Origin of the sequence: Sphingobacterium chuzhouense (assembly GCF_014692525.1) — a bacterium.
Lineage (GTDB): Bacteria > Bacteroidota > Bacteroidia > Sphingobacteriales > Sphingobacteriaceae > Sphingobacterium > Sphingobacterium chuzhouense.
The window spans coordinates 80980-105922 of record NZ_JACNYL010000001.1; the positions used below are offsets into that span (position 1 = coordinate 80980).

Below are 24943 nucleotides of genomic sequence, written 5' to 3' on the forward strand. Positions count from 1 at the left end.
TAATTAATTAACGTTACTGTTATTACTGTTTGTTTTATTTGTTTCTTTTTTTCTGTTCTTTAACCATCTCTTAAACAACGCAATTACAATAGGCAAAAATGCGATGGCAATTAATCCGACGATGATATACTCTACATAATTGATGATTTCAGGAAATTTAATGCCTAGGAAATAACCTGTTAATGTCAGTAAACTCACCCATAACAGAGCGCCTGCAACATTGTAGAAAACGAATTTCCGAAAGTTCAACTTGACTACGCCCGCAAATATAGGAGCAAAGGTACGAACGATTGGCACAAAACGACCGATAACAAGCGCCGTTCCGCCATATTTTTGGTAAAACTCCTCTGCCATGATCACGTATTTACGTTTAAAAAGAAGAGAATCTTTTCGTTTGAAGAGCATGGGCCCCGTTCGATAACCAAACCAATAGCCCGTAAAATTTCCTAAAATTCCGGCTCCGAGAATGCCGAAGTACATCGTTACGATGTCAACATCAATTTTTCCCAATGCGCAAAATAAGCCTGCGAGAAATAGCAAATAATCTCCTGGCAAAAAGAAGCCAAAGAAAAGGCCTGTCTCAGCAAAGACAATCAGCACTACGATATAGAACCCGCCATGGCTTAATAAATATTCCGGATCCATCAATTGCTGAAAGGACAGCCAAAAATCTTGCATAATTTCTATTTAGTATATCAGCAAAAACTGATCTAAAATCTTTCGTTTCTCAATTAGATATTATTAATTACGAGTTAGTCACCTCCGAAATGGCTTCCCTTATATCTTCTGCCATTTTCGTCATTTCATCATTTGGCAGACTCAATTTAGGGCGAGCAAAGTTCATGTCGTCCACCTCATTTAAAGGGATTAAATGAATATGAGCGTGCGCTACCTCTAAACCGACTACGGCAATTCCTATCTTGCGACAAGGGAACACCTTTTTTATACCTTGGGCCACAATTTTCGCAAACACCCACATGCCCATATATTCGTCGTCATTAATATCAAAGATATAGTCTGTTTCTTTTTTCGGAATAACCAATACATGGCCTTTCGCCAAAGGACTAATATCCAGAAAAGCTAAATAATCAATACTTTCAGCTACTTTATAAGCTGGAATCTCACCCGACACTATCTTTGAAAAAATTGTTGACATCTTTTATCTCTTTTAAAGAAAAACAAACAAATATAAAAAAACCCACACGAAATACGCACATCAATAGGGAGGATTTAGAAAAAAAACGGTTGCTGTATGTTGGCAACCGTTTCAAACTATATTTCTTAAACGATGTGCGGTTATGGCAGAAACCGCACATAACCGTTCATCTTATTACCTTGATATTTCCAAGATTTCGAACTCCAAGACACCTGCAGGAGCTTCTACTTGGGCTATCTCTCCTACCGATTTCCCAAGAAGCCCCTGTGCAATTGGCGATTTCACGGAAATCTTGCCCGCCTTTAAGTCAGCTTCCGTCTCCGAAACCAGCTGGTACGTCATCACGGCATTGTTTTTCTTATTCTTAATCTTCACGTAAGATAAAGCCAATACCTTGGACGTATCCAAATTAGATTCGTCAATTAGGCGTGCGCTAGCTAAGACGCCTTCTAACTTGGCTATCTTTGCTTCATGCAAACCTTGTGCTTCTTTTGCGGCATCATATTCCGCATTTTCGGATAAATCTCCCTTATCCCTTGCCTCTGCTATCGCTTTGGCGATATTCGCCCGGCCTTCTGTCTTTAGATACTGTAACTCCTGCTTCAGCTTATCTAATCCCTCTTGTGTGTAATAAGTTACTTCTGCCATATTTTTACTTTATTTATTCCAAAAAAAATTAAAAAAAGACAAGACCATACCGCCCTTTGTCAGGACAACATGGTCTTGCTCATTGTCTGCTAAGATAGCAAGCAACTTCTAAAAAAGCAAATTTCTTTTGCTATTCTTCTTCGTCTGTATCAACAAACTTATACCCTAATCCGCGGACAGTCTGTAAATAATGCGGTTTATCAGGGTTAGTTTCGATCTTCTTACGAAGACGTACCACGTGCATATCTAACGTCCGCGTATTTACATTGGAACTATACCCCCAAACAACTTCCATCAGCTCTTCCCGTGTAATCTCCTTACCTACATTTTGAAGAAAATAAAGCAATATCCGATTTTCCAAAATCGTCAATTCTATTTTTCGTCCGTCCCTTACCAAGGAATGTATAGTGGGATGATGTTCCGTTTTGCCAAAAGTGTAAACATCACTGTTTTTCGGCAAAAAGAATCGTACTTTGTTTTCAATCATGGCCACTAACACATCCATGTTAAAGGGCTTCGTAATATAGTCTGTCACACCATAGCTATAAGCATCGATTTTGTCTACATCCTGTGACTTCGCTGTCATCATAATAATGATATTCTCAAAACCAGATTTGCGTACAGATTCACAGACATCAATGCCTTCTTTTCCAGGAAGCATCCAATCCAAGAGAACGACATCGGGCTTCTCTTGTAGTATTTGCTGCTCAGCTTCCAAGCCATTAGCAGCTTGAATAACTTTATATCCTTCTGTTTGCAAACGGTGTGTTACCAAAAAACGTAAGTTTTCGTCGTCTTCTATTACAGCAATAGTGATATCTTTACTCATAATATTATTTAGTTCTTTTCGGTCCTAAGGGCAAAAACAAAGTAAAAGTGGTGCCTTGTCCTGGCATGCTATCCACTTTAATTTCTCCCCCCATGAAATCTACAATTTCCTTACAGAACGCTAAACCCAAACCAATACTTCCTTGCTGGTTGAACTGGTTCTTTACTCTATAAAATTTTTTAAAAATACTATTAAATTCCTTTTTATTTATGCCTATTCCTTTATCTTTAAATCTTATAACAAAATTTTTCTTACTTTGTTGCACATCAATATGTAGGAATTTCCGTTGCGGCTCCGAATATTTGTAGGCATTGTCAATCAGATTTTGAAACACGCTCAATAAAAGCGTTGTATCCACCATCATATTGTTTTGGACATCGATCGTATAGGAAAAGTTTAAATCAGGATATTTTAGTTTTACCGCTTCAAAAATAGGTTCGCAAAATTCCTCTACCCCTACCTCTTCTTTATTGGGTTTAATAGATTTGTTTTCGATTTGTGCAAATGACAATAATTTGTTCATCAAACTGTTCAGTTTATCCGCTTCTTGATCCAAAATCTTCCCATACATACGCTGTTCTTCTGTCGATAGCTTTTCACTGCTTTGAATATTGTTACCAGCAATCTTAATAACACTGACAGGTGTTTTAAACTCATGTGTCAGATTATTGATAAAGTCATATTGCAGTTGAAACAGCCTACTATTGATCGTGACATTCCGATAGATGAGATAAGCAATCAAAATCAATATGAGATATACGCCAGATATGCCTAGGCTGACTGGAAAGAATCGTCTATTAATTTCTTTACTGATAAACACCTCGGAACTTGTATACTGCAATTTGTAATCGGATAATGCTCCAGGAAGAGGGAGTTCCGTTTGCAAATAAAAACGCTGATCACTCACGCTACCGGATACAATAGGTAATATCTCTATTTTTTCATATAAATTTAAAGCGACATTCTTAATTTGAATCTTGCTCGGATCGATTAAGAACATGAACATATCTTGATCATACGACACCACGGTGGTATCTGGAGCGGACATCATACGCTTATAAATCAATAAATCGGAAATACGCGGGATATTCATGTAAGTCACCTTTCCCGGATTTAACGTATAAAAAACCCGATATATCTCGTCGTCTGACATACTGGTCGATTCATTCACACGATCTAAAAAGCCAACGAACTTCAACACCATGGTATTAAAGTCATCTATAAACGCACGTGTCTGTGTGTTTTCCGGACGTTGGGTAATAAGTCTATTATTTTGGTCCAGATGAAAGGAGGTAATACTTTTTGGATAAACAAGCAGGTGATTATATTTAATACCCGCTTCTATAGAATCGGAGTTCGTAATAGCGATATCATAAAAAAGAACACGATCGACAAAAGTATATTTCCGGATTACGTCGCTGACATAAGACGCCGCTTTTACGGAATCTAAATATCCTTGATAATATGATATTTCCGGGATTTTATCGTTAAAGAACTCGTGAAAAGGTTGTACTGACCTATCGAATACTTCTACTTTTCTGTTGTTAAATTCGGTTTCAATGAAATTGGCTATCATGGAACGTGCAGCGAGCATAGCGACACCAAATAACAACGTCACCAATATTACAAAAGCAATCAGCAACCCAAAGTTCTTTCGGTATTTAAGCTGGTTATACGCCATGCTGCTTATAGATATTGCTTCAAAAAAGCCTCTACTTCTTGATAATAGTTTATAATGTTTTCTTCACTTCTAAATCGTCGCCCCTCATCTTCTCTATATATATACTTAATCGGCACGTTATTGTTTTTCAATTTCTGTACAAATTGGTTGGCATCCGTCAACGAACTAAATTTATCTTTACCCCCTTGTGCAAAAAGCACTGGAATCTTTACTTTATCGGCATGGAAAACGGGAGAAATTGCTTTGAATAGCTCATATTCCTTACTTGGATTACCTATTATATTATAAAATAGGCGGACATATTGCTGATGATGAGGCGGTATCTCTCTAAAATACGTAAAGAGGTTTGTATACCCCGACATCGAGATAGCACATTTATAAAAGGACGAGTTATATGTGGCGGCATGTAGAGCCGAATAGCCCCCAAAACCACTCCCCATAATGGCTACCCTATTTTTGTCTACGATTCCCTGATGTATCAACCATGTAACCCCGTCAATCATATCAGCTTGTATCTTCCCTCCCCATTCTTTAAAACCAGCTGCCCAAAACTTCTTCCCATAACCAGCCGACCCTCTATAGTTTAATTGAAAAACCAGGTAGCCCCTGTTTGCAAGAAATTGCACCTCGGCATCGAAATTACTAGTTTCGCGTCGATATGGTCCATCATGCACTAACACGACCACCGGCAATTTTTCCTTTTTTTGGGTCAATGGATAAGTAAGATATCCGTGCAATGTTAAGCCATCCCGACTTTGAAAACTAACCGTTTCTTTCGGAGACAAGCTTGCGGTTGATAATTTGGGATTCATTTCCTCCAACAGTTCCGCTGTATCGGCTAATACATTATAATGATAAATTCCGCCTGCATGCACATCGGTATAGACTTTAACAATCCAATGGTGCATGCTTGTATCGGTATCTAAAATATCAATGGATTGGTTATCGAATTTAGCCGATAGCTTGTCGAAGTATTGCTGAAAGGTTCGGTGGAAGAAATGTCTTTTTACTTTATTAATAGTATACTGGCTAAAAATAAGTTCCTGCAAATGGTCGAAATAACCCACCGGTTCAAGGTCTACCTCCGAATTTTCGAATATTAACCGTTCTTCCTCTCCAGTAGAAACATTGTATTCCACTAACGAAAATCTATCTCTATTGTGATTAGACAGCGCATAAATATGAGTATGGGAATCCTTCACAAATCCTAAAGGTCTTATCGATGTTTGATAATCTGTATTGGCAATCTGCTGAAAAGGCATATTTTCATCGGCCCTGTACAAGATGTTTTCTTGCACGCTATCATTAGTCATCGCCAATCTCACTTTCCCGTCTGGCGAAGCAAACCATTTAGAGATATTACCAGGATTACGTGTCAACAATTGTGGAGCAGAACCATCTACAAAAATTTTATACAAATCAAATGCAGTTGAATCTCGGTCGTTCAAGGTGGCAAGCAAATAATTATCATGGAGAGTGTGCGGAGCCAACCACCGTAATCGTGCTTTCTTAACCGGCAACAATGGTATAGTCTTTTCAGAATCGACAAAAATGCTATAAATGCGCAGGCTGTCTTGTGGAGAATGGCTATTGGAATATACAATTAAGGAATCTGACGCCCAGAAAAAATACTGAACATTCATATCCGACTGATACGTAAGTTGCTTCGATTTGTTTTTATTTTGCAAATCCAAGACAAAAATATTCTTACAATGATCGTCTACGCCCAAGTAAGCGATCCGACGACCATCCGGTGATATTTTGAAGTTACTCTTTTCTGGTTTTACGAAAAAATCTTCAATGGGGATTAATTTGTTCGTATTTTGCTTATTTCCACACGAAACCGAAACGACAAACAAACACACCGCATATATCCAAAGCAAAAATCTAAACATATTCCAATCCTATTGCAGTTTCAAATATTGTTATTTTTTTATAAAATATGCCATGTGCAACCTTATTTTTACAAGCCTTATTCGTGATCTTTTCCAACTCGTAACGTATAACTTATAATTCCAATCTTGTATCTTTGTGCATGATTCTGTATAACATTTCCATTATTGTTGAGGACAGCAGCCATGAACAAGTGGTCAATTGGCTGAAGTCATACTTACGCACAAGTTCTTTCGAAACAAAGTTTTTGAAAATGTTGGATTCCCCACATGAAGGGAATACATATTGCGTACAATTTCTGGCTACAGATGACATTACGATCGTCAAGTTTCAAGAAGATGTGGTGGCCGAATTGCAAGCGTATCTCATTGCTCATCACTCCGAGAAAGCTTTTATTTTTGAAAGTAAGATGCAATACCTATCATTGGAATAACGGATCAATCAAAACGTTATTCTAGTCTTTTGTCCCGTGCCTCTTCGTAAGCTGGGTTATATACAATCTTGGGCGAAAGATAATGCAATAATACCAAGCGAGAATATCGAAGATTAAAAGGTGCAAAGATCAATATAGCCGCAAAAAGAACAGAAACATATACCCAGGGTGATTCGCTTTTTGTTAACATTGCGGTTGTCAAACCCAATGTGACCACCTCTGCAACAGAAAAAGCATAGCTCACATACATCGCCGCATAAAAATAACCTGGCTCTACTTCAAACTTTAGTCCGCAATGCGGGCAATGCTCATGCATCTTCTGCTTTTTAAAGCCGTATACCGGTCCCTCAAACACCTTTCCGACTCTACATTTCGGACATTTGGACTGCGCCATAGCAGTGAACCTAGATGTTGCCATGTAATTAGATTTGTTCTCCAAAGGGTGAGACTTTTTTAGCGTTGTTCTTACGGTATTTTTTATACCACAATATACCTATTCCTATGGCAATCAAATAAGGAATAGCCAACAGAAAGAGGATACCATCGTTTAATCCCTTCCCTTGTGTATTACCGTTGGCAGCACTATTTTCTGCATTTAAGGAACACATAGCGCATTGAGCGGATACGTCCGTATAACACAAGATACTCAACATGGCTACAGCCAGTATAACGAAAAAAGGAGTCCATTTTGAAATCATATACAAAAATACCAAAATTTTATGGTTTAGTACAATTTTGAAATGAATGAACAAACAAACATAGCATTACGCTGTAAACCATGTTATCACGAATAATCTATAATAGAATTTTTTACATGTATAATCTTATTTTTCAGAAACAACATCTGGTTGTTGTTTTATCAACCCAAAAGATGTAAATTAGTATCATACACCACATAAACAAATATTATGAAAGCCGTAGAATATAGATTACCAAAGGAGTTTGACAAATCATTTATTGTATTCAAAGAGCAAGGTCTATACTTTCCTTGTCCATGGCATTATCATCCGGAATATGAGTTTGTTCTGGTTAACAAAAGTAGCGGCCGTCGTATGGTTGGGGATCATATTGGCACCTTTGTAGAGGGAGACCTTGTGCTCATGGGACCTTCTCTCCCACATGTATGGGTAAACGATCAAAAATACTTTGAGAAAGAAAACACTGAAACTGCTGATGCCGTAGTTGTACACTTTTTGAAAGACTTCTTAGGCGAAAACTTTTTCAATTTACCCGAGAGTGGACCTTTAAAAAAAATACTTAACCTTTCTAATAGAGGATTGGTTATCTTGGGACATACACGTTATCGGATTGCAAAAATCATGAACGACATGCCCAGCCAAAATGGGTTGAAACGACTTTCCTCTCTTTTCGAAATATTTGATATTCTTGCTAATAGTTCGGAATACGAGCCTCTTGCCAGTCCATCCTATATGGAAAACACGAGAGATATGTATTCCGATAGGTTCAGTAAAATAACGGAATATATCCTGCGTAATTTCCATCGGGACATCACACTTAAAGAAGTCGCTGACCAAGCCAATATGGCGACTACAACGTTCTGCAATTTCTTCAAGGAACACTTTAGGATGACATTTGTAGAATATCTCAACGCTATACGTATTGGTCATGTGTGCAAGCTTTTGGCAGATAAGGATAAAACGATTATATCGGTAGCGTACGAGTGTGGATTTAATAACTTAGCAAATTTCAACCGACAGTTCAAACGGCTTAAAGATATGACACCAAAAGAATATAGGAAGGCACTGGAAGGCGAACCGATGATGGTTTAGGCATTCAACCCACCATCCAATAGTATATTTTCGCCATTGATGTATTCCCCTGCCTTTGACATGAGCAGTACCACCAACCCTTTAATATCATCTGCATTGGCCATTCTGCCTAACGGTACTTTTTTACAATAGTTTGCAACGAATTGTTCAGGTTGATTGTTAAACAATCCGCCTGGGCTGATGCAGTTGAATCGCATATTTTTACCAGCCACCATCTTCGCCATATAACGCGATAGATTAATCAATCCTGCATTATGAAAGAAGTAGTCTGCAGGCAAGTCCCCCATTCCTGTTGTTCCTTCATAATTGCTCAAGTCAGGTCCTTTCATGCCCATCATAGAAGCAATACTTACCACACTCCCTCCGCCCGATTGAATAATCAAATCGCTTAATTCACGCAGCAAAAAAAACATGCCAGTCGCATTAGAGCGCATAGACGCTTCAAACTGTTCGATAGGTGCACGGTATCCTTTAACAGGGCGGGAAACCGCATTGTTCACAAAACCATCCAATCTGCCGTAACGCGCCAAAATATTGTTCTTTAATGCCAACATCGATTCGTAATCATCCTGATCGACTGCCATAGCATGAACATCCAAGCCATGCTCTCTGAATCCCTTCGCCGTAACCTCTGCCCGTTGCAAATCACGGGATGTAGTAATTACTGTAGCGTCCGCTTCCGCAAGACCTTCGACAATGCACTTACCGTAGTTGCCCGATCCACCGGTAACAACAATAACCTTATCTTTTAAACTCAATAATTCTTTTACGTTCATCTTTTTACAATAAAATTGTTTTACCTCCTTGCAAAAAGCTCTCCTGTGCCCCAATGACAACCCGCATCAATCGATGTGTCTTTTTAAAATCCAACCGAGGTTTTCCTTCCTGAACCGAACGAATAAACTCGATCATATTGTCCCGAAACATGGAATAGGAATTGCGAATATCAATTAGTTTCCATCCTTGTCGCCCGAAAAATGTCACTTGAAAAGTTCCGGAAATATGCTGGTATAGATGTAACATAATGTCAGTCCCATTTGCTAACCGCACATGGACTATTTCTTTATCTAGTTCGCCAATATGCTTTATACTGACGGGAAGCGGATCATCTAAAACACTGAAAACAGCTTCCAGCAAATGGATACCATATTTCTTCCAATCTTTTTTGCCCACCGCCGTTACGAGTTCGATTTCACCTAATGTTGCCAGTTCTTGTTTCGCTATCCGGCATTCGTTAGCGTATCGCATAGAAGAACAGGACATAATAAAACGGCCTTGAGCAACGCCATCTGCAAACCAATCTAAATCATTTTGTGAATAAGCCAATGGTTTATCAATAAAAACCGGAACACCAGCCTCTACAAAAGGTTTTGCCATCTGCACATGATTTTCTGGATCGTCGCGTCCTAAAATAACCGCATCCACCTCTCCTATCATATCTACTATATTATCGACAACATGTGTAATGCCAGATGAATGGGCTATGCTTTCCGCAATCTTCCTTTCCTGACACCACACATGCGTGACTATCGCATCAGAAATACCTAATGTATCTTTATTTGCTTCTAAATAGGAGGCGACCGCAGGATAGCCTATCCTACTAATTTCATCCCCGTCAAACTGACCATTGATAATGGACGACCATGAATAAGGATGGGCATTCCCCTCACTCATACCAATTATTCCCAACTTTATCATAACCAACCCTTTCTATCCCATTCCGCGAGATTTAAAAATGAAGGATCGGGATATTGTATATTCTTTGATTGCACAAAAATTTCGGTTGAAAGTTCATCACCTTTAAGATTATCAATACTGGCATGCAAATATTCCTCTTTATCAATCCCGACTAATACACTAGATACTTGCGGGTGTTTCAAGGCAAACTTGGTAGCATATTCCGGAAAATTACGAAAATGTGTTTCGGCAATAGTACGATAAGCTTCTAAATGGTTATCTACCTCTTTCAATGCTTCATGCATCTTAAACTTGCGTTCTGTAAGCATACCCCGCATCAACACGGAGCGAACAATAATACCTACACCTTTCTCGCTAGCATCTTGAAAACAATTGCCGTGCGACTGATCCATGAGGTTAAACGGTAGCTGGACAGCATCCCAGATACCTGACTGTATCGCTTTAGCTGTCTCTTTTACTTTATAAACCGAAACTCCGATATTTTTAACATGACCTTCGTCTTGTATTTCCGAAAACACACGAACTACATCTTCATTTTGGAGGATATCCATATCCGCATAATGTACCATGAACAAATCAATGTAGTCCGTTTTCAAGTTTTTTAAACTCAAGTCCAAAGATTTTTCGATAATGTCTTTCAATTCCGAATAAACGGGGATATTTCCTTCTTCATCTTTAAGATGTACACATTTAGTCGCCAAAACCACTTGATCACGAATACCTTGAAATGCTTCGCCCATCAACCGCTCACTTTCACCATAATGTCTTGCGGTATCAAAGAAATTAATACCAGATTCCACCGCCTTCTGTAACAACTGGATAGCAGAATCTTCATCTGGCATCTCGTGTGCCCCCAAACCATAGGGCATTCCTATTTCCACCCCACCAAAAGCAATTTCGGAGACAGAAAGACCGGTTCGTCCTAAAATTCTTCTTTTCATCCTATCTATTCTTCTAAATAAGACTTTCCTTTATCACCCATTGTTTTACCAAATGTTTTCACCATATCCCTACAGTAATTCGTCAATCCAACCACATCAGCTCCCATACTCACAAAATGATACCCCATATCCAAAAGCTCCTGCAAATTTGCGGGCGAACCTACCGTTCCTGCAAATTTTCCATTTTTTCTTGCTACCGCCGCCACGCGCTTGCGTGTTTCTATTAACAACGGATGATCCCATTGTCCAGGTGCACCTATGCCTTGGCTGAAATCACCAGGTCCGAAAAAAAGCATATCAAAACCTTCGAGTTGCGCAATTTCTTCCAATTCAGCTAAAGGCTCTGGGTCTTCGATCTGTAAAACAACAAAACGCTCTCGATTGGCAGTTTCCAGATACGTATTGAAATCCATTGCCGTATACGCACCATCTGCGTTTCCACCATCAATAGGTCGCTTTCCTTGCGGATGAAACCGTACTGTATGGATTACTTTTTTCGCGTCTTCTACTCCCATAACATGGGGAACCATGATACCCGCAGCATCTAATTCCAACGGTTTAATATAATCACTGTAAGCTCCTCTCGGTACTCTTACCATCAAGTCTGTATCATGCGCCTTTGTCGCCCAAACATGGGAAGCAATAACTGACCAATCTTGCCCAATATGTTCCAAATCCACCCATATACAATCAAAGCCGCTGATTGCAGCTATTTCCACAGATTGTGTATCTTTTAGATTAATTTTAAAGCAACTTGCCGTCTCTCCGGCACGTAATTTTTGCAAAACCTTGCTTCTTCTCATCATTTTATTCGTTTCATTAATCAACCTCGGTTTTTGGTTTCAAACGGAACAACAGGAACGCACAAATAATCATGCTTAACGCCGCTACTTGAAAGATCACATTGAGATTAACCTGTCCATCTCGTAATGCACCCGCCACATAGATACCCACACCGCCAACGATACAACTACATAGATTTAAAAAACCATAACCTGTAGCAAGATACCGCTTATCGGATATTATTCCCAAGATAGGCATCATATTCGCATCGATAAACGGCCGTGTCAGCGCATATATTAAAAAACCTCCTACCGTAACCCATAAGATTGCTGTGTAACTTGCTATAAATACAGCCGGAACGGCAATCAAAAAACCAATAGCCGGCAACCATATCCGGGCTCTACCGTTTGTCTTCGACCACCAATCCGCTATCGCTCCGCCCAAAATCACACCGACTAGCATTACCGGAAAGAAATACGCCGTGGAATACAACCCCGCTTCTGTCTGTGACAGATTGAACTGCTCTTTATAATAAGTCGGCAGCCAGCCATTTATCATCCAACTGATAGCACCCGCCAGTCCCCATATCACGACAACTGCCACAAACGCTCGATTACGGAATAGGTTCTGTATAGCCAATTTAAAATCTATTTTTTCTGTTACTTCATCCGTAACAACATCTGTTTTAACAGGGACTTCCTTACGGTCTTTCAATAAGAAAATCAAACACACCGCGTAGATCACGCCAATAACTCCAAAAATGTGAAAAGCATAATGCCAAGTATGTGTTTCGGCAATCCAACCACCGATAAAGCCTAAACTTTGTCCAATCATAATCCCTCCTACATGCAATCCAACAGCTGTGGATTTTGTCCTATCCGAATGCCAATCCATAATTAATGCCATTGCTGCCGGTATATAAAAAGCTTCACTAATACCCATCAATGCCCTTGCTGCTAGCAAATATTCAAACGAAGTTGCTAAAGAAGTCAACCACGTCACTAATGACCAAACGAATAAACTACCGATAATGACAATGCTTCGATTAAAACGGTCAGCAATATAACCTGCTATTGGACTAGTAAAACCATATACCCATAAAAAAACGGAGGTCAACAATCCAAACTGTGCGTCTGTCATTGGTATCTCTTCAATTATACTGCTGCGCATCGTGACAATCATCATGCGGTCCAAATAATTGAGACAGCCAATGATACATAGCAAAGCAACAAGTAACCAGGGGTAATATTTTTTATTCGTCATCAATATGGTAAAGGCTTATACATAACTTAACAAATATAGCGGAAGCATCGTATTACGCTACATGTGATTTCACGAATTACTGGTATTATTTTACATCTTCTCCCCTTTTCAATACCATATACGCCGTCATAGCGTGAAAGTCGCTGTTATAATTCCCGCTTTTAATGTCACGCATCGTTTTATACATATCCGATACAATCTGCTGGTCGTTGTCATCCGATTTCTGTGCTAACGCCATTGTAACGTGAGGAATCGCCTCGGCATCCCGAAACATGGCAAACAATTCCTTTTTTAGCTCGCTTTGTTCGTTAGCAGGTTGATTTTCTGGATAGGCAATCAACAACGTCGCTAACAGATTACTCCGTAAAGCAGTTTCTAGATCCTTTGTCTGCATCCAAGTCTTCACCTGGACATATTCATTTTCTGCTAATGGACCGATATATCGGAGGATATAGGACGTCACATGCATTTCCAGTTCTGTTAGCTTATTACTTACCAAATCTCGGATAAGGATATTCTTTACTATTTGCTTTTTTTTCTCTGATCCTAACGCATAGTTCCAAAGCGAATACAACCGGAAGGAACTTTCTAGACCTGCTGGTAGATCCTGAACCACACCGACCTGTAGCTTTGCTAGTGTCTCGATGGCATGAAGCCTATCTTCGCCCTCGGGATTACGATAGGCCGCCATAATCTTATCTATCCAATATTGTTTGTTTTTCTCGTCTGTAGCTGCTTGAACCAACACCCGCCAAATACCTATACGATACTTGGGAACATGACCAAACTGTTCCTCTTCTTTTAAAAACTCAACCCTTACTTCATCCACATAACAATTCCTCCATAATAGAAATTCAGCTACATGAACCTTTATCCATTCCTTCTCGGAATATAAAAGTGATTTTAAGTCTGCTAAAGCCATTTGTTTAGTTTGTCCCTTGCTGCACAACGGAATACTAATTAATAGGAGTAACCCCATTTGGAATCCTTTCATATACTTTAAAAATCTAACGAAATTAGGGTTCTTTGCTAAAAATTTTCTTGATCTTCTCCATATCGAATTTGGTGGAACGATCGTAATTATAGATACCGTTCTGTTCCTGTTCTACGTCGGTCAACTGTGTATAACAATATCCCCAAATCTGTTCTGATAGTGACAGAAGTTGGTCTACCTGTCCTTCTAAACGTTGGTAAAACTCATCCAGCGTTCTGGGTGCGTCTCCATAGCCCCACGTCTGTGTTTTGGAATCCAACTGTTGCAGCTTCTCGTCACTAACCCATTTAATTCCACCAAACTCATCCACGAAATACGGCTTTTGTCCATCGTAGACAGGAAATATATAATTATTGCTGTTTTTGATCTCGTTGAAGCCGATATTCCTATGACCGGGATGTGCCTCATTCGGTGTTTGGAAATACTTACCATCGCTATAAAAGATATCTCGAAGTTTTTCGGGGTCCTGCTCATAATGATGTACCGTCCAAATGTCCGTGAGGATGTGCGCCCCTCCGCTTACACCATTCACCGGACGCGTCGGGTCTAGCAATTTGGTAAGCTGGTAAATGTCTCCTGCCAAACGGGGATAGTTCGTCTTATCAGGCCACCATTGTTCATTGAACGGTGTCCATATGACCAGCGAGGGGTGGTTTCGATCTCTCTCTACACATTCTATCCATTCAGAGATAAAATTACGGGCCGCCTCTATATTATTCGCGTCCATTCCCCAGCTAGCACTTTCACCCCATGTCAGGTAACCTAATTTATCGGCCCAATAATAATACCGCTCTTCAAAAACTTTCTGGTGCAGTCTAGCTCCGTTGAACCCGGCCTCTTTGCCCAACATAATATCCCGTTTAAGAGCTTCATCCGACGGTGATGTCCAGATACCGTCGGGGTAGAAACCCTGGTCCAGAACTAATCGTTGATAATAAGCTTGGTTATTCAGATATATCCTGTTCCCTTCGACATGTATTTTACGCATCCCGAAATAAGAGCTTATTTTATCTATTTCCTGTCCATCTAACGAAGTAACCAATAATTCGAGATCATATAAAAATGGACTCTCGGGAGACCATAGTTTTGGGTCTTTTATAGGGATCACGATAACGCTTGAATTATTGGCAGCAACCGTTCTGGTTGCGACCGTCTTCCCATTATCCCTAACATGTACAGTTAACCTGTGCGTACTTTGGTGATAATAAGTGGGCTGGATAGTAACCTGTTGCTGATCTATATCTGTCATCACATGGAGGCTTTTTAGTGCATACTCGTCGACACCTTCCATCCATACAGTCTGCCATATTCCTGTGGTTCTTGTGTAATTACAATTATGCGATGCCCATTGGAGAGATTGCTTTCCGGCCGTCTGTAACCCCGAACGAAGATCACTGGAAGCAACGACGACCAAATTGTGCATCTTTCCAGTCTTCACAAAACGAGTAATATCATAACTGAAGCTGGAGCTGCCCCCATGATGCCTACCAACAAATTTTCCGTCTATATAGACCTCCGACTCATAATAAACAGCTCCAAAGTGCAAAATTACGGATTTATCCGACCATGAAACAGGAACGGATATCGATCGATGATACCAAATACGGGGGATAAAATCTTTGTGTTGCACACCCGACAGCATACTCTCGGGAGCAAACGGAACGGTGATAAGGCTATCAAAACCGGTTGTATTTATATTGCCCCTTTCAAAACCTGATCTAACAGGGTCTAACTGGTATGTCCATGTCCCATTTAGGTTTATCCAATCATTACGCTCAAATTGAGGGCGGGGATATTCAGGTTTTGGGACACCGGCATACGCTAAGGATATGAATGAAGCGAATACCAATATATAATTTACAAACTTCATATGAGAGTATGTTTTTAAAATAATCCGTTCATTTCGTCTTAAACACCGGTGCCGGCCTTTCATTGACACTGGGTGAATTCCCTTCAATCACGGGCCAGCCATCCGTCCAGGTTATCCTGTCAAGCATCAGTACCCTCCGGGTAGCTCCGCTGGAGACTTTTTCCTTTTCTTTATCTATTGCATGGTATATAAACCAGTCGGTACCCTCATCATCGGCGATCAAGCGTGCATTGTGGCCGGGACCGGCATACACCTCGTTGCCCTGTAGAAATAACGTCCCATTTCCACGATCCCGGATATCCTTTCCGTTTTTGTCCAGATAGGGTCCTGTGAGTGTCGTAGACCGGGCGATCCTGACATGGTATGTACTGGCTGCTCCGTCACAGCAGTGCCCCCTTGATCCAAAGAAATAGTAATATCCATCCCGTTTATGCAGCACGACCGCTTCGAAATCTCCTGCGGCGATTTTAAACTTTTTGCTCAGATCAGGAACCGATCTACCGTCTGACGACAGTTCTATTCCGTACGTCCCCTGATTAGATGCGTTACTATAGCTCCCCCAAAACAGATATTTTTTCTCTCCTTCTTCCCAATACAGCGGATCGATGGAATTGGGCACACCAACCTCACTGGTAAAAAACAGTTTGCCCTGATCCGCAAACGGTACAGACGGACTGGGGGAGGTGGCCAAGCCTATTGCGGGATTGGCGTCTGCCCACGCAGAATAGGAATAATAAAGGTAGTACATACCATTGACCCTGGTGAGGTCCCCTGCCCAAAGAGAACTTTCCTTTTCCCTTTCTTTTTTCCATGTCGGCTTGGATATAAAGGCATCGCCCACGATCGTCCAGTTCACCAGATCCGTTGACTTCAGTACCGGCATCAGCCGGTGGCCTTTGCCGTCACCCCAATCGTCTGACGTACCAATGGCGTAAAAAATGCCGGTACTAGGATCCCGTGTAACCGTCGGATCAGCTAATATTGGCTCAAAAACCGGATTCGTATAATTGCCCGAAACCTCTTCCTTTGGTTTCTCTTCCGGCTCGGGCGGCTTTTCCTCCTTGTTATCCAGACTGGTGCCTTTTCCACATCCTATAAAGCAGACCGTTATGGCAAACAATATGCCATATTTCAAATGTCTATTTCTCATGGTATTTATTCAAATTAGTATAACACTTCTGGAATAGGTTTACTTACCTTTTTGAGGTTCCACTTCCAAAATACTACCTGCAATGTACCGTGGGCCATCGTCTTGATTATAATAATAAACGACCAAAACCCTGTTCTTGTCCAATTGTACAGACCAAGGATAACCGATATCCCAACTGCCACCGTCCTCCCGGATTACAAATTCCTCAGCCGTCGCAAAATCGGTACATTCCGCATTTAAAATCCGGGCACGAATGCCGAAGGGTTGGTGTCTGTATCCATAAACTACGAAAACTCTATCGTCTGGTAATCGGATCGCTTGTAAAGGATGTCCTTTAAATCCCATGCTTTCCCACGTAAAGGTTTTTCCACCATCTGTTGAACGTGCTATACAGGCCTGATCATCATACCTAGCCGTGCGCATAAATGCCACAATATCCCCTTTTGGCGTTTCATAAACCGATGTTTCGTTGAACGAGATCTTGTCATCTTTCGCCACCACACCCGAATATGTCCAAGTTAATCCCTTATCATGGGAGATCAATAAGTAGTTGGATGTTTTGCCCGGGCGATCATGCGCAGCCACGACCCACAAGACACGGCCATCTTTTGTTTCGTACAACGCTCCGCGATTATAGGCCGACATAGGCTGTCCGAAGGGGTCATAATGTATCTCATCTGGTACGTTGGGTGGATAATAAGGCCCTTGCCAGCTCTTTCCTTTATCTGTTGACCGCAAGAGATATCCACCGAGAAACGTAAAACCACCTGATTTAAAAAAGGGCTTTTCCGGATTTTCTATACGTTTATCAACGGTTGTCCAGCCATAGCTGGCCGAGAGCAATGTACCGTCTTTCAGTTGTATCAGGCAGGGATCCTGCGATCCACCAAATGCATGCGCATAGAGTAATTCCGGAGATATAGACCACTGCTCGCCATCTTTGGATTTCAACGTAACGAGATAGCTATTATGATCTACATGCGAAATCTTCTCTGTACCGAATATACGCCGATTGGGGGCCTGCCGGAACGCGACAAGGAATTCGCCATCTTTCTTTTTTATCACAGAAGGAAAAGCATTATAAAACAACGTATCTTGATAAACAATGATATCCTTAACTTTCTTTATGGTACTAGATTGTGCAAAACCTAATTGCGAAGAAAGCAACATGGCCAGGGCTAATCCGACTATTCTATTTCTTTTCGTCATGTTCAATATTATAATATTCAATAGATATTAATACCCATTAGTTTGTTCAACCAACGGTTCCAAACTTAATACTTGTTCCGAGATCGGGAAATATTCCAAGTGTTTCTGGTTAGCCTTTCCCTCTAAAGTAGGCACTAATTCAAATGCTTTATTGAAGCGAACCAAATCCCACCAGCGTTTACCCTCAAACATCAATTCCAATAACCGTTCTTGCAGTATAGCTTGATCGTTCTGTACTGTATTGCCATTCACAAATCTATTGGCTTCATAAGCAGTTCCGTAGGCTCTTTGTCTCACGAGATTTATTTCTGTGGAAGGGTCTTGACCTAATCCATTTTTTGCCTCTGCTTTCATCAACAGTACATCCGCATAACGGTAGATAACAAAATCACTCGTGAAATAACGCACGCCAGAAATTAATGTTCCCCTGCCTTTTAAGATTAAGGTCGGATAGAATCCAGGCGCTGGCATATCCAATACCGAAGCTGCTTTTCTTAAATCTCCATCTTTGAATTGATTCTTAACCAAATCTGTTACGGTCCAAACCATACCACCTGAAGTTTGGCCAATAATCTCATTGGTCGTTGGATCTATCTCATTTGGCAACCGGGAAGAATATAGATTTGCAAAGTAATTATTCCCAACTTCAAATTCCTTATTCCCAATAGCCATAATCACTTCTTTGTTGTTCTTATTTCCATATTTGAATAGATCAGCATAATTAGGCAGTAAAGAAACATCTGCTTTAGCTACTTCATCACAAGCTGTAAGCGCTGTTTGAAAGTCCGCATTCCCACCATTTAATCGCTTAGCTGTCCATAAGTATACATCAGCCTTCAATGCCTGGACAGCAGCCTTAGACCAATAGTTTCTACTTTTGATAAAACCATAACTGGAAAACAGGGAATTCGCTTTTTCCAAATCATCTTTGATAAGCGTGAAAACTTGTTCTTGAGACGATCTTGCCTTTTGGATTACTTCCGGTTCTGCACCTTCTACCGGTTCGGTGCGGACGGGGACTTCTCCCCAAGTTTTTGCGAGTACAAAGTAAAGGAATGCGCGCGAAACATAGGCTTGTGCTAAAATATTATTTTTGTTCGCTTCGTTTGCAAACGAAATATTCGGAACGTACTTTAAAACTAAATTTGCATCATTAATAGCCGAGTAAACGGTTTGCCAGGAAGGACCGGCAGACACACTGTTCAATGTATTCAGATAATAACGATCGTAATCCAGGGTACCACTTACTTTCCCCCATTCCATCACCTCACTGCGCGCCTCTCCCCAGATGAACAAATTTAAACTTGCTAAACTACGTTGTTTGACATATAAGCTTGTTAACCCACCTCTTGCATCATCTTCCGTTTTCCAGAAGGATTCATTGGTGATTACACTAGTAGGATCTAATTCTAAAGATGTATCACAGCCTGTTTGAAAAGAAAGTACAGCTGCTAAAAGGCCTAATTTTATGATTGATTTTTTCATAATCCTATTTGATTTACGTGTACTAATTAAAATGCTGCTTTCAGTCCAACGGAGAAATTACGAGGGATAGGATAACGACCTTGATCAGTACCTCCATCCTCGGGATTCATACCCGTATATTTTGTGAAATAATAGAGATTGCTACCCGTCACATTCACACGCACATTTTTTAGTTTAATACGTTCGGTCCACGCGGAAGGCACTTGATATGCTATGGTCACTTCACGTAGGGTCAGGAAATCCCCTTTCTCGTAGAATTCAGAGTTGGTTGAAGATAAATGATAAGCACTACCTCTCCAGTAACTATAATTCGCTGTTCCAGGTATATATTGTGGGCGTTCAGCAATATCTCCATCTTGCTTCCATCCCCTCTCAATCATTTCCTGAGGAATATTTAAGTTTGGAGCCCACAGGCCACTTAGGAAGATTTTCGCATAGTTATAGATCGTATGTCCTTTCGTGTAATCCATACGTGCATAAAAAGAGAAACCTTTATAGTTTACAGAAGTAGAAAAACCACCTGTTACTGTTGGATAAGGATTTCCTAGGTATGTTAAATCACGTGTATCTAGGGTATCATTACGATCTAAATCTGCGTAATTTACATCTCCTCCATATTTGGTTTTATCCGCAAAAGGCATTGTTAGATCCACAGGCGCGTTAGCAGCTTCGGCATCGGTTCTATAGATACCATCTTGTTGCCAACCGTAGAAGTCCCCTATACGGCCTCCCTCTTGCAATCCACCCATCCAAGCATAACCATTAGATGCTTCATTCCAAACATACACACCACCCACACGATTGTTCAATGTTCCATTGTCAGGTAGTTTCAAGATTTTGGTTTTGGTCGTTGAGATATTAAAACCAACATTCCAGCCTAATGCTGAGGTTCTTGGTAAGATATCTGCATTCAACTCCAATTCAATACCCTTGTTTTGAAGGCTCCCCAAATTGGTTGAAATGCTAGAGAATCCAGTCGACGGAGGTAAAGTCAAGTTTGTGATTAGATCATCTGTTCTTCTATTGTAGTAATCGAATAAGATGTTGAACCGATTATCCATAAAACCTAAATCTAGCCCGAAATCTAACGTTTTGGATTCTTCCCATTTCAAATTAGGGTTGGCCAAAACGGTATTCTGTACAGCAGATTCGTCCAGATATCGACTCCCGACAGCATAAGAGCCCTGCGCATGGAAATCTGACAATCCCGAAATATTACCATTCACACCATAACTAGCTCTTAATTTTAAAGTGGATAAGTAAGGTTGTGCATTCACAAAGAAATCTTCCTTATGCATATTCCATCCTACGGAAACTCCAGGGAAAAAACCCCAACGGTAGTTGGCACCTAGGTTAGATGCCCCATCATATCTTGCCGTTAAGGAAAGCAAATACTTTTGCGCATAATTATAGTTTAAGCGAGAGAAATACCCTACCATAGCAAATATGGTTTCATTTCCATTTACGGAAACAGGTGTAGAAGATGCGTTCAAAGTAGGGATCAAATCCGTTGCTGCTCCTTGTCCGGATGCATTAAAGCCATATATATATCTTTGGAAGTAAGAGAAACCTCCCATGGCCTCGAAAGCATGGTTCCCATAACTTTTCGTATAATTAGCAATTAGATCCGCTTGGGTCTGCATGTTTTTATTGTAGGCAGAGGATGCCGGTCGGGTTGTATTGATATTACCAACTCCATTCAAGTAAGCATGGGTAAAGACATAATTATCACCCGTTACTTTGTACAGGGAAACCTGGGGTGAAACTGTTAATCCTTCAATTGGCTTCCAATCTGCAGAAAGTGCTAATGTTAAATTCTCCGTAGCCGCTTTATTATCTCTTTTATTCAAATAATAAACCGGATTACCCGTGTTCCTAGCTTGTCCTGGAGCTAACGTGCCATCTTCAAAAGTGTACTTGGCGGTTGGCGCTAAATTAGCTGCTCTAAAGAACAACTCCGAATCGCTATAAACAACATTATTGGTCGAATAACTGTACATCATCTTGCCATTCACCGTCAATTTATCGTTAACCTTTAAGTCCGAATTCAGGTTCGCTGAAATACGGTCGTAGAAAGTTGTAATGGCGATACCATCGCTCTTCATGTAACCAATGCTCGCATTTACGGTAGCACGATCTGTACCGCCAGATACCGCCAGGTGATGATCATGGGATAAACTATTTTGAAATAAGACATCCTGCCAATTGGTTTCTTGGAAGATAATCGTTTTACTGGGATCGGTCGGATCCGCCATCGATTGCCATCCCTCATTCAATTTATGTTTATTCGCATCCGTTAAATATTGTGTTGTAAAACCGGTATTATTGGTCAAGTCATTACCTGTACCAAAACCACTTGGTTGTGTTAACAGATTGATGGAACCCGGCACTTTACGCTCCGCTACCTGCGCACCGACTCGAGAGTAATAGATATAATCTCTAGCAGAAGCCACATCATACAATTTGCCTACCTTCGAAGATGATAAATTATAAGAATATTCAATTTGAGTACGGTTAGCATTGCCAGATTTGGTTGTGATGATGACAACCCCGTTTGACCCTCTTGCTCCGTAAATGGACGTGGAGGCTGCATCTTTCAATACTTGCATGGAAGCAATATCATCAGCGTTGATATCGTTCATGTTGGAACGGATAACACCATCGATGATATATAAAGGACTAGCGCCGTTCGGATTGTTAATGGATGTACCACCGCGAATAATTACCCGTGGCGCAGCACCCGGTTGCCCTGAGGTGCTTTGAACCCGAACCCCCGATACCGTTCCTTGTAAAGCTGATGCCGGATTGGCAAAAGAAACATTCTCCAACACCTTTTCATCCATTTTGGAAATAGCTGTTGTTAAAGTTTCTCTGGATTGCGTACCATAACCTACGACCAATACTTCCTCAATATTAGTGTCGTCATTTTGAAGGGAGATAGCTGCAAGTGTAGCACTAGATGCAGGCACTTCGATGGCTTTCTTTCCTATAGCGCTAATGACCAAAATACTTTGGCTCGAGTTTACCGCTAAGCTAAAGGTTCCATCCTCTCCTGTTAACGTTCCGTTTTGTGTTCCCTTTTCTGTAACAGTCACACTTGATACAGGTTTTTTATCCTGATCTACTACCTTCCCTGTAACGATCGTTTGTGCATACGCTAAGAAACTGGAACAAACAAAAAATAACAGTAATGCTATCCGATTTAGGTAAATACTGGAACTCATGGTATCCTCTTTATCGGATGATGATTTGCTTAAATTCAATTGTATATTTTTAACCATAATTGTAAGGGAGCTGATTATAAGTATTATTACATTACCAAATTTAGACGTAAACTGCTCCCCCACCTACTACTTTTATGTAAATTACCGATACAATATTTCAGTTAAAAAAACTCGACATCGTATTTTTATTGCTTAAGTTTAAATGTAGTGATCGTAGCCAAAGAAATGATGGTTTCATTGTCCTTATCAAGATTACTTTTAGCGATGGGCTTTCGTTTGTCCTGTATCCAGGATATTATTCTTGTTTGCAAGCGTGCTTCCACAACATGACCCGTTATACCATCTACAAACTGCTCCCTTTTGAACAATATTTTGCCACCTCTTTTATTTAAATAATGATAATTAGATCCCCCAACGCGCTGAATCTCTTCCTTTGGAAGCAGGTCTTCTATTTTGATATCCCAATCCGAAAGCCACGCCTCACCCGAAGAAACCAGATAACGACACGACTGCCCTAAATACACGGTATCTTTTGCATAAAGGATATCGACATCTACCGTTTTCATACTCGGCAAATCGGTTGCACGCAAAGCTGGCACACGGAGACTTTCTTCCGATTGCCAGCTATCACCGGGTCGCAAACCATCAACAGGCGACAACGCAGAAATGATCGGTAAATCCGCTGACAGCCATTGCGCATACCAACCTTCCGAATGGACATTAGAAACTTTACCTTGTCTACTAATCACCATAGAAACAGATTGCTTTTTTCTATCCGATACCGATTGATCAAACCATTTGAAATCCTGTACGTCGATATCTGTATAAAAAGCATTTAAAACGGTATCTCTCTCTGCGGTCACTTTCAAATCCGCAGAAGCTTCGAAATAGGGCATGTCGGTGGTCGGTCTTGGCGAAAACATCCGGTACTTTGGATGGGATATTTTGGACAGCGAATTTCCGCCCGGGACAGCTTGTAGCCCCGTCACGGTAACTTCATAATAAAGAGGTCTATCTCGTTCATAGACAGCTGGACGGATTCCCCTGTCCGGCTTCATATATCGAAACAATTGCTGCAATATCTTTCCGTTGTCTGCCCACGGCCGGGATATATTTCCCGTCCAAGATCCTGCATCACCAACCAGTATTACCTTTCCTTTACCCGGGCGAACCAACACGATACCAGGCCCAGATACAGAACGATCCGTGTACGTGCTGTCCGAGTAGACATCCAATAAAACTTCTGGATTTTTAGCTTCCGGCAATATGTTAAGGGTACATCCTGCGCCATAATGAAATACCGGAACATCATAGAAATAGGGATGTCCTGTCGGTATGACATTGTCTGAATAATGGGTGTCGTCATTGTTCCATGCTAAACCAAACTTTCGTAGCAACTTTTTAACCTGGTTGGTTTCAAAAGATTCACTAAAACGATCCTCTACCATCGCATTCAACATCAGCATCAAACTTCCTCCCTCCTCCACGAACTTTTCTAACACAGAAATTTCTTGATCGCTGATCACTTTAGCGCCAGCTATTAAGTCCGGGTTATCTGCCGCAAAAATTACCACGCCATCAAAACCTTTCAAAAGCTGCTCACTATATGGAGACCGGCCCATGGAAATCGAATACTCTTTGGAAAGGATAGTATAAGCATGGTCAAGTGTATTGGTATGCACGAAATCATTCCAACCATACCGTCCATCCGAATCTAACCAGCTCCCCGTGACGATATGATTTCCTACCTTGGTCGAGGGAAGATTATGATGGTAGTAGTCAAAAAGCAGCTTTACATCCTTATCGTCATTATAATTGATGGTTCCGGCCTGCTGTGCAAAGAGACAGCAATAGTTCAGTAGAACTAAAATTCCTATAACAAAAAGTCTATTCATA

The 24943-nt window shown here is 40.7% G+C and carries 22 protein-coding genes; 2 read left to right on the top strand and 20 right to left on the bottom strand.

Going from position 1 to position 24943, the window contains the following annotated elements:
* Positions 1-3 precede the first annotated feature (3 nt).
* The 6 genes from H8B21_RS00345 to H8B21_RS00370 form a co-directional block, all read right to left on the bottom strand.
* Entirely contained in the window at positions 4-678 is a 675-nt protein-coding gene (locus H8B21_RS00345; RefSeq protein WP_190311813.1) for a DedA family protein, read from the bottom strand.
* Positions 679-745: 67 nt separating this feature from the next.
* A complete protein-coding gene (locus H8B21_RS00350; protein ID WP_190311814.1) occupies positions 746-1156 on the bottom strand; it encodes an HIT family protein in 411 nt (136 codons plus the stop codon).
* 174 nt (positions 1157-1330) lie between these two features.
* A complete protein-coding gene (gene greA / locus H8B21_RS00355; RefSeq protein WP_190311815.1) occupies positions 1331-1804 on the bottom strand; it encodes a transcription elongation factor GreA in 474 nt (157 codons plus the stop codon).
* A 130-nt stretch (positions 1805-1934) separates the two neighbouring features.
* Positions 1935-2633, bottom strand: coding sequence for a response regulator transcription factor (locus H8B21_RS00360; RefSeq protein ID WP_190311816.1), 699 nt, complete (start codon positions 2631-2633; stop codon positions 1935-1937).
* Between the two features lie 4 nt (positions 2634-2637).
* Complete coding sequence (locus H8B21_RS00365; RefSeq protein WP_190311817.1) at positions 2638-4314, bottom strand: sensor histidine kinase; 1677 nt, start codon at positions 4312-4314, stop codon at positions 2638-2640.
* Between the two features lie 5 nt (positions 4315-4319).
* Positions 4320-6209 (bottom strand): S9 family peptidase, encoded by a 1890-nt coding sequence (locus tag H8B21_RS00370; protein WP_190311818.1) that lies wholly within the window; start codon positions 6207-6209, stop codon positions 4320-4322.
* 140 nt (positions 6210-6349) lie between these two features.
* Here H8B21_RS00370 and H8B21_RS00375 point away from each other — a divergent pair, with 140 nt between their 5' ends.
* Positions 6350-6640, top strand: coding sequence for a DUF4286 family protein (locus H8B21_RS00375; RefSeq protein ID WP_190311819.1), 291 nt, complete (start codon positions 6350-6352; stop codon positions 6638-6640).
* A 16-nt stretch (positions 6641-6656) separates the two neighbouring features.
* Here the strand turns inward: H8B21_RS00375 and H8B21_RS00380 are convergent, their stop codons facing one another.
* Positions 6657-7058, bottom strand: coding sequence for a DUF983 domain-containing protein (locus H8B21_RS00380; protein WP_190311820.1), 402 nt, complete (start codon positions 7056-7058; stop codon positions 6657-6659).
* Between the two features lie 4 nt (positions 7059-7062).
* On the bottom strand, positions 7063-7338 hold the full coding sequence (locus tag H8B21_RS00385; protein WP_317170349.1) for a hypothetical protein: 276 nt from the start codon (positions 7336-7338) through the stop codon (positions 7063-7065).
* Positions 7339-7548: 210 nt separating this feature from the next.
* Here H8B21_RS00385 and H8B21_RS00390 point away from each other — a divergent pair, with 210 nt between their 5' ends.
* Positions 7549-8430 (top strand): AraC family transcriptional regulator, encoded by an 882-nt coding sequence (locus H8B21_RS00390; protein ID WP_190311822.1) that lies wholly within the window; start codon positions 7549-7551, stop codon positions 8428-8430.
* Here the strand turns inward: H8B21_RS00390 and H8B21_RS00395 are convergent.
* From H8B21_RS00395 to H8B21_RS00450, 12 genes are all read right to left on the bottom strand, one after another.
* Entirely contained in the window at positions 8427-9206 is a 780-nt protein-coding gene (locus H8B21_RS00395; protein WP_190311823.1) for an SDR family oxidoreductase, read from the bottom strand. The two genes, H8B21_RS00390 and H8B21_RS00395, sit on opposite strands and share 4 nt — an antisense overlap.
* A gap of 4 nt (positions 9207-9210) precedes the next feature.
* Complete coding sequence (locus H8B21_RS00400; RefSeq protein ID WP_190311824.1) at positions 9211-10128, bottom strand: Gfo/Idh/MocA family oxidoreductase; 918 nt, start codon at positions 10126-10128, stop codon at positions 9211-9213.
* A complete protein-coding gene (locus H8B21_RS00405; protein ID WP_190311825.1) occupies positions 10125-11069 on the bottom strand; it encodes an aldo/keto reductase in 945 nt (314 codons plus the stop codon). Before H8B21_RS00405 ends, H8B21_RS00400 begins: the two co-directional genes overlap by 4 nt.
* A gap of 5 nt (positions 11070-11074) precedes the next feature.
* The gene (locus H8B21_RS00410; protein WP_190311826.1) at positions 11075-11875 is read right to left on the bottom strand and encodes an HpcH/HpaI aldolase family protein; all 801 of its coding nucleotides are present in this window, start codon (positions 11873-11875) and stop codon (positions 11075-11077) included.
* Positions 11876-11888: 13 nt separating this feature from the next.
* Positions 11889-13115, bottom strand: coding sequence for an MFS transporter (locus H8B21_RS00415; protein ID WP_190311827.1), 1227 nt, complete (start codon positions 13113-13115; stop codon positions 11889-11891).
* 85 nt (positions 13116-13200) lie between these two features.
* On the bottom strand, positions 13201-14037 hold the full coding sequence (locus tag H8B21_RS00420) for a hypothetical protein (protein WP_190311828.1): 837 nt from the start codon (positions 14035-14037) through the stop codon (positions 13201-13203).
* Between the two features lie 94 nt (positions 14038-14131).
* Positions 14132-15979 carry a glycoside hydrolase family 2 protein gene (locus H8B21_RS00425; RefSeq protein WP_190311829.1) on the bottom strand — a complete coding sequence of 616 codons (1848 nt, stop codon included), beginning with the start codon at positions 15977-15979 and terminating at the stop codon, positions 14132-14134.
* 28 nt (positions 15980-16007) lie between these two features.
* The gene (locus tag H8B21_RS00430; protein WP_190311830.1) at positions 16008-17129 is read right to left on the bottom strand and encodes a family 43 glycosylhydrolase; all 1122 of its coding nucleotides are present in this window, start codon (positions 17127-17129) and stop codon (positions 16008-16010) included.
* Between the two features lie 39 nt (positions 17130-17168).
* The gene (locus tag H8B21_RS00435; protein WP_190311831.1) at positions 17169-18338 is read right to left on the bottom strand and encodes a sialidase family protein; all 1170 of its coding nucleotides are present in this window, start codon (positions 18336-18338) and stop codon (positions 17169-17171) included.
* A 27-nt stretch (positions 18339-18365) separates the two neighbouring features.
* Positions 18366-19823: a RagB/SusD family nutrient uptake outer membrane protein gene (locus H8B21_RS00440; RefSeq protein ID WP_190311832.1), complete on the bottom strand. Its 1458-nt coding sequence runs from the start codon at positions 19821-19823 to the stop codon at positions 18366-18368.
* Between the two features lie 26 nt (positions 19824-19849).
* Positions 19850-23104: a SusC/RagA family TonB-linked outer membrane protein gene (locus tag H8B21_RS00445; protein ID WP_223814760.1), complete on the bottom strand. Its 3255-nt coding sequence runs from the start codon at positions 23102-23104 to the stop codon at positions 19850-19852.
* A 128-nt stretch (positions 23105-23232) separates the two neighbouring features.
* Entirely contained in the window at positions 23233-24942 is a 1710-nt protein-coding gene (locus H8B21_RS00450) for a hypothetical protein (RefSeq protein WP_190311833.1), read from the bottom strand.
* Position 24943 lies beyond the last annotated feature (1 nt).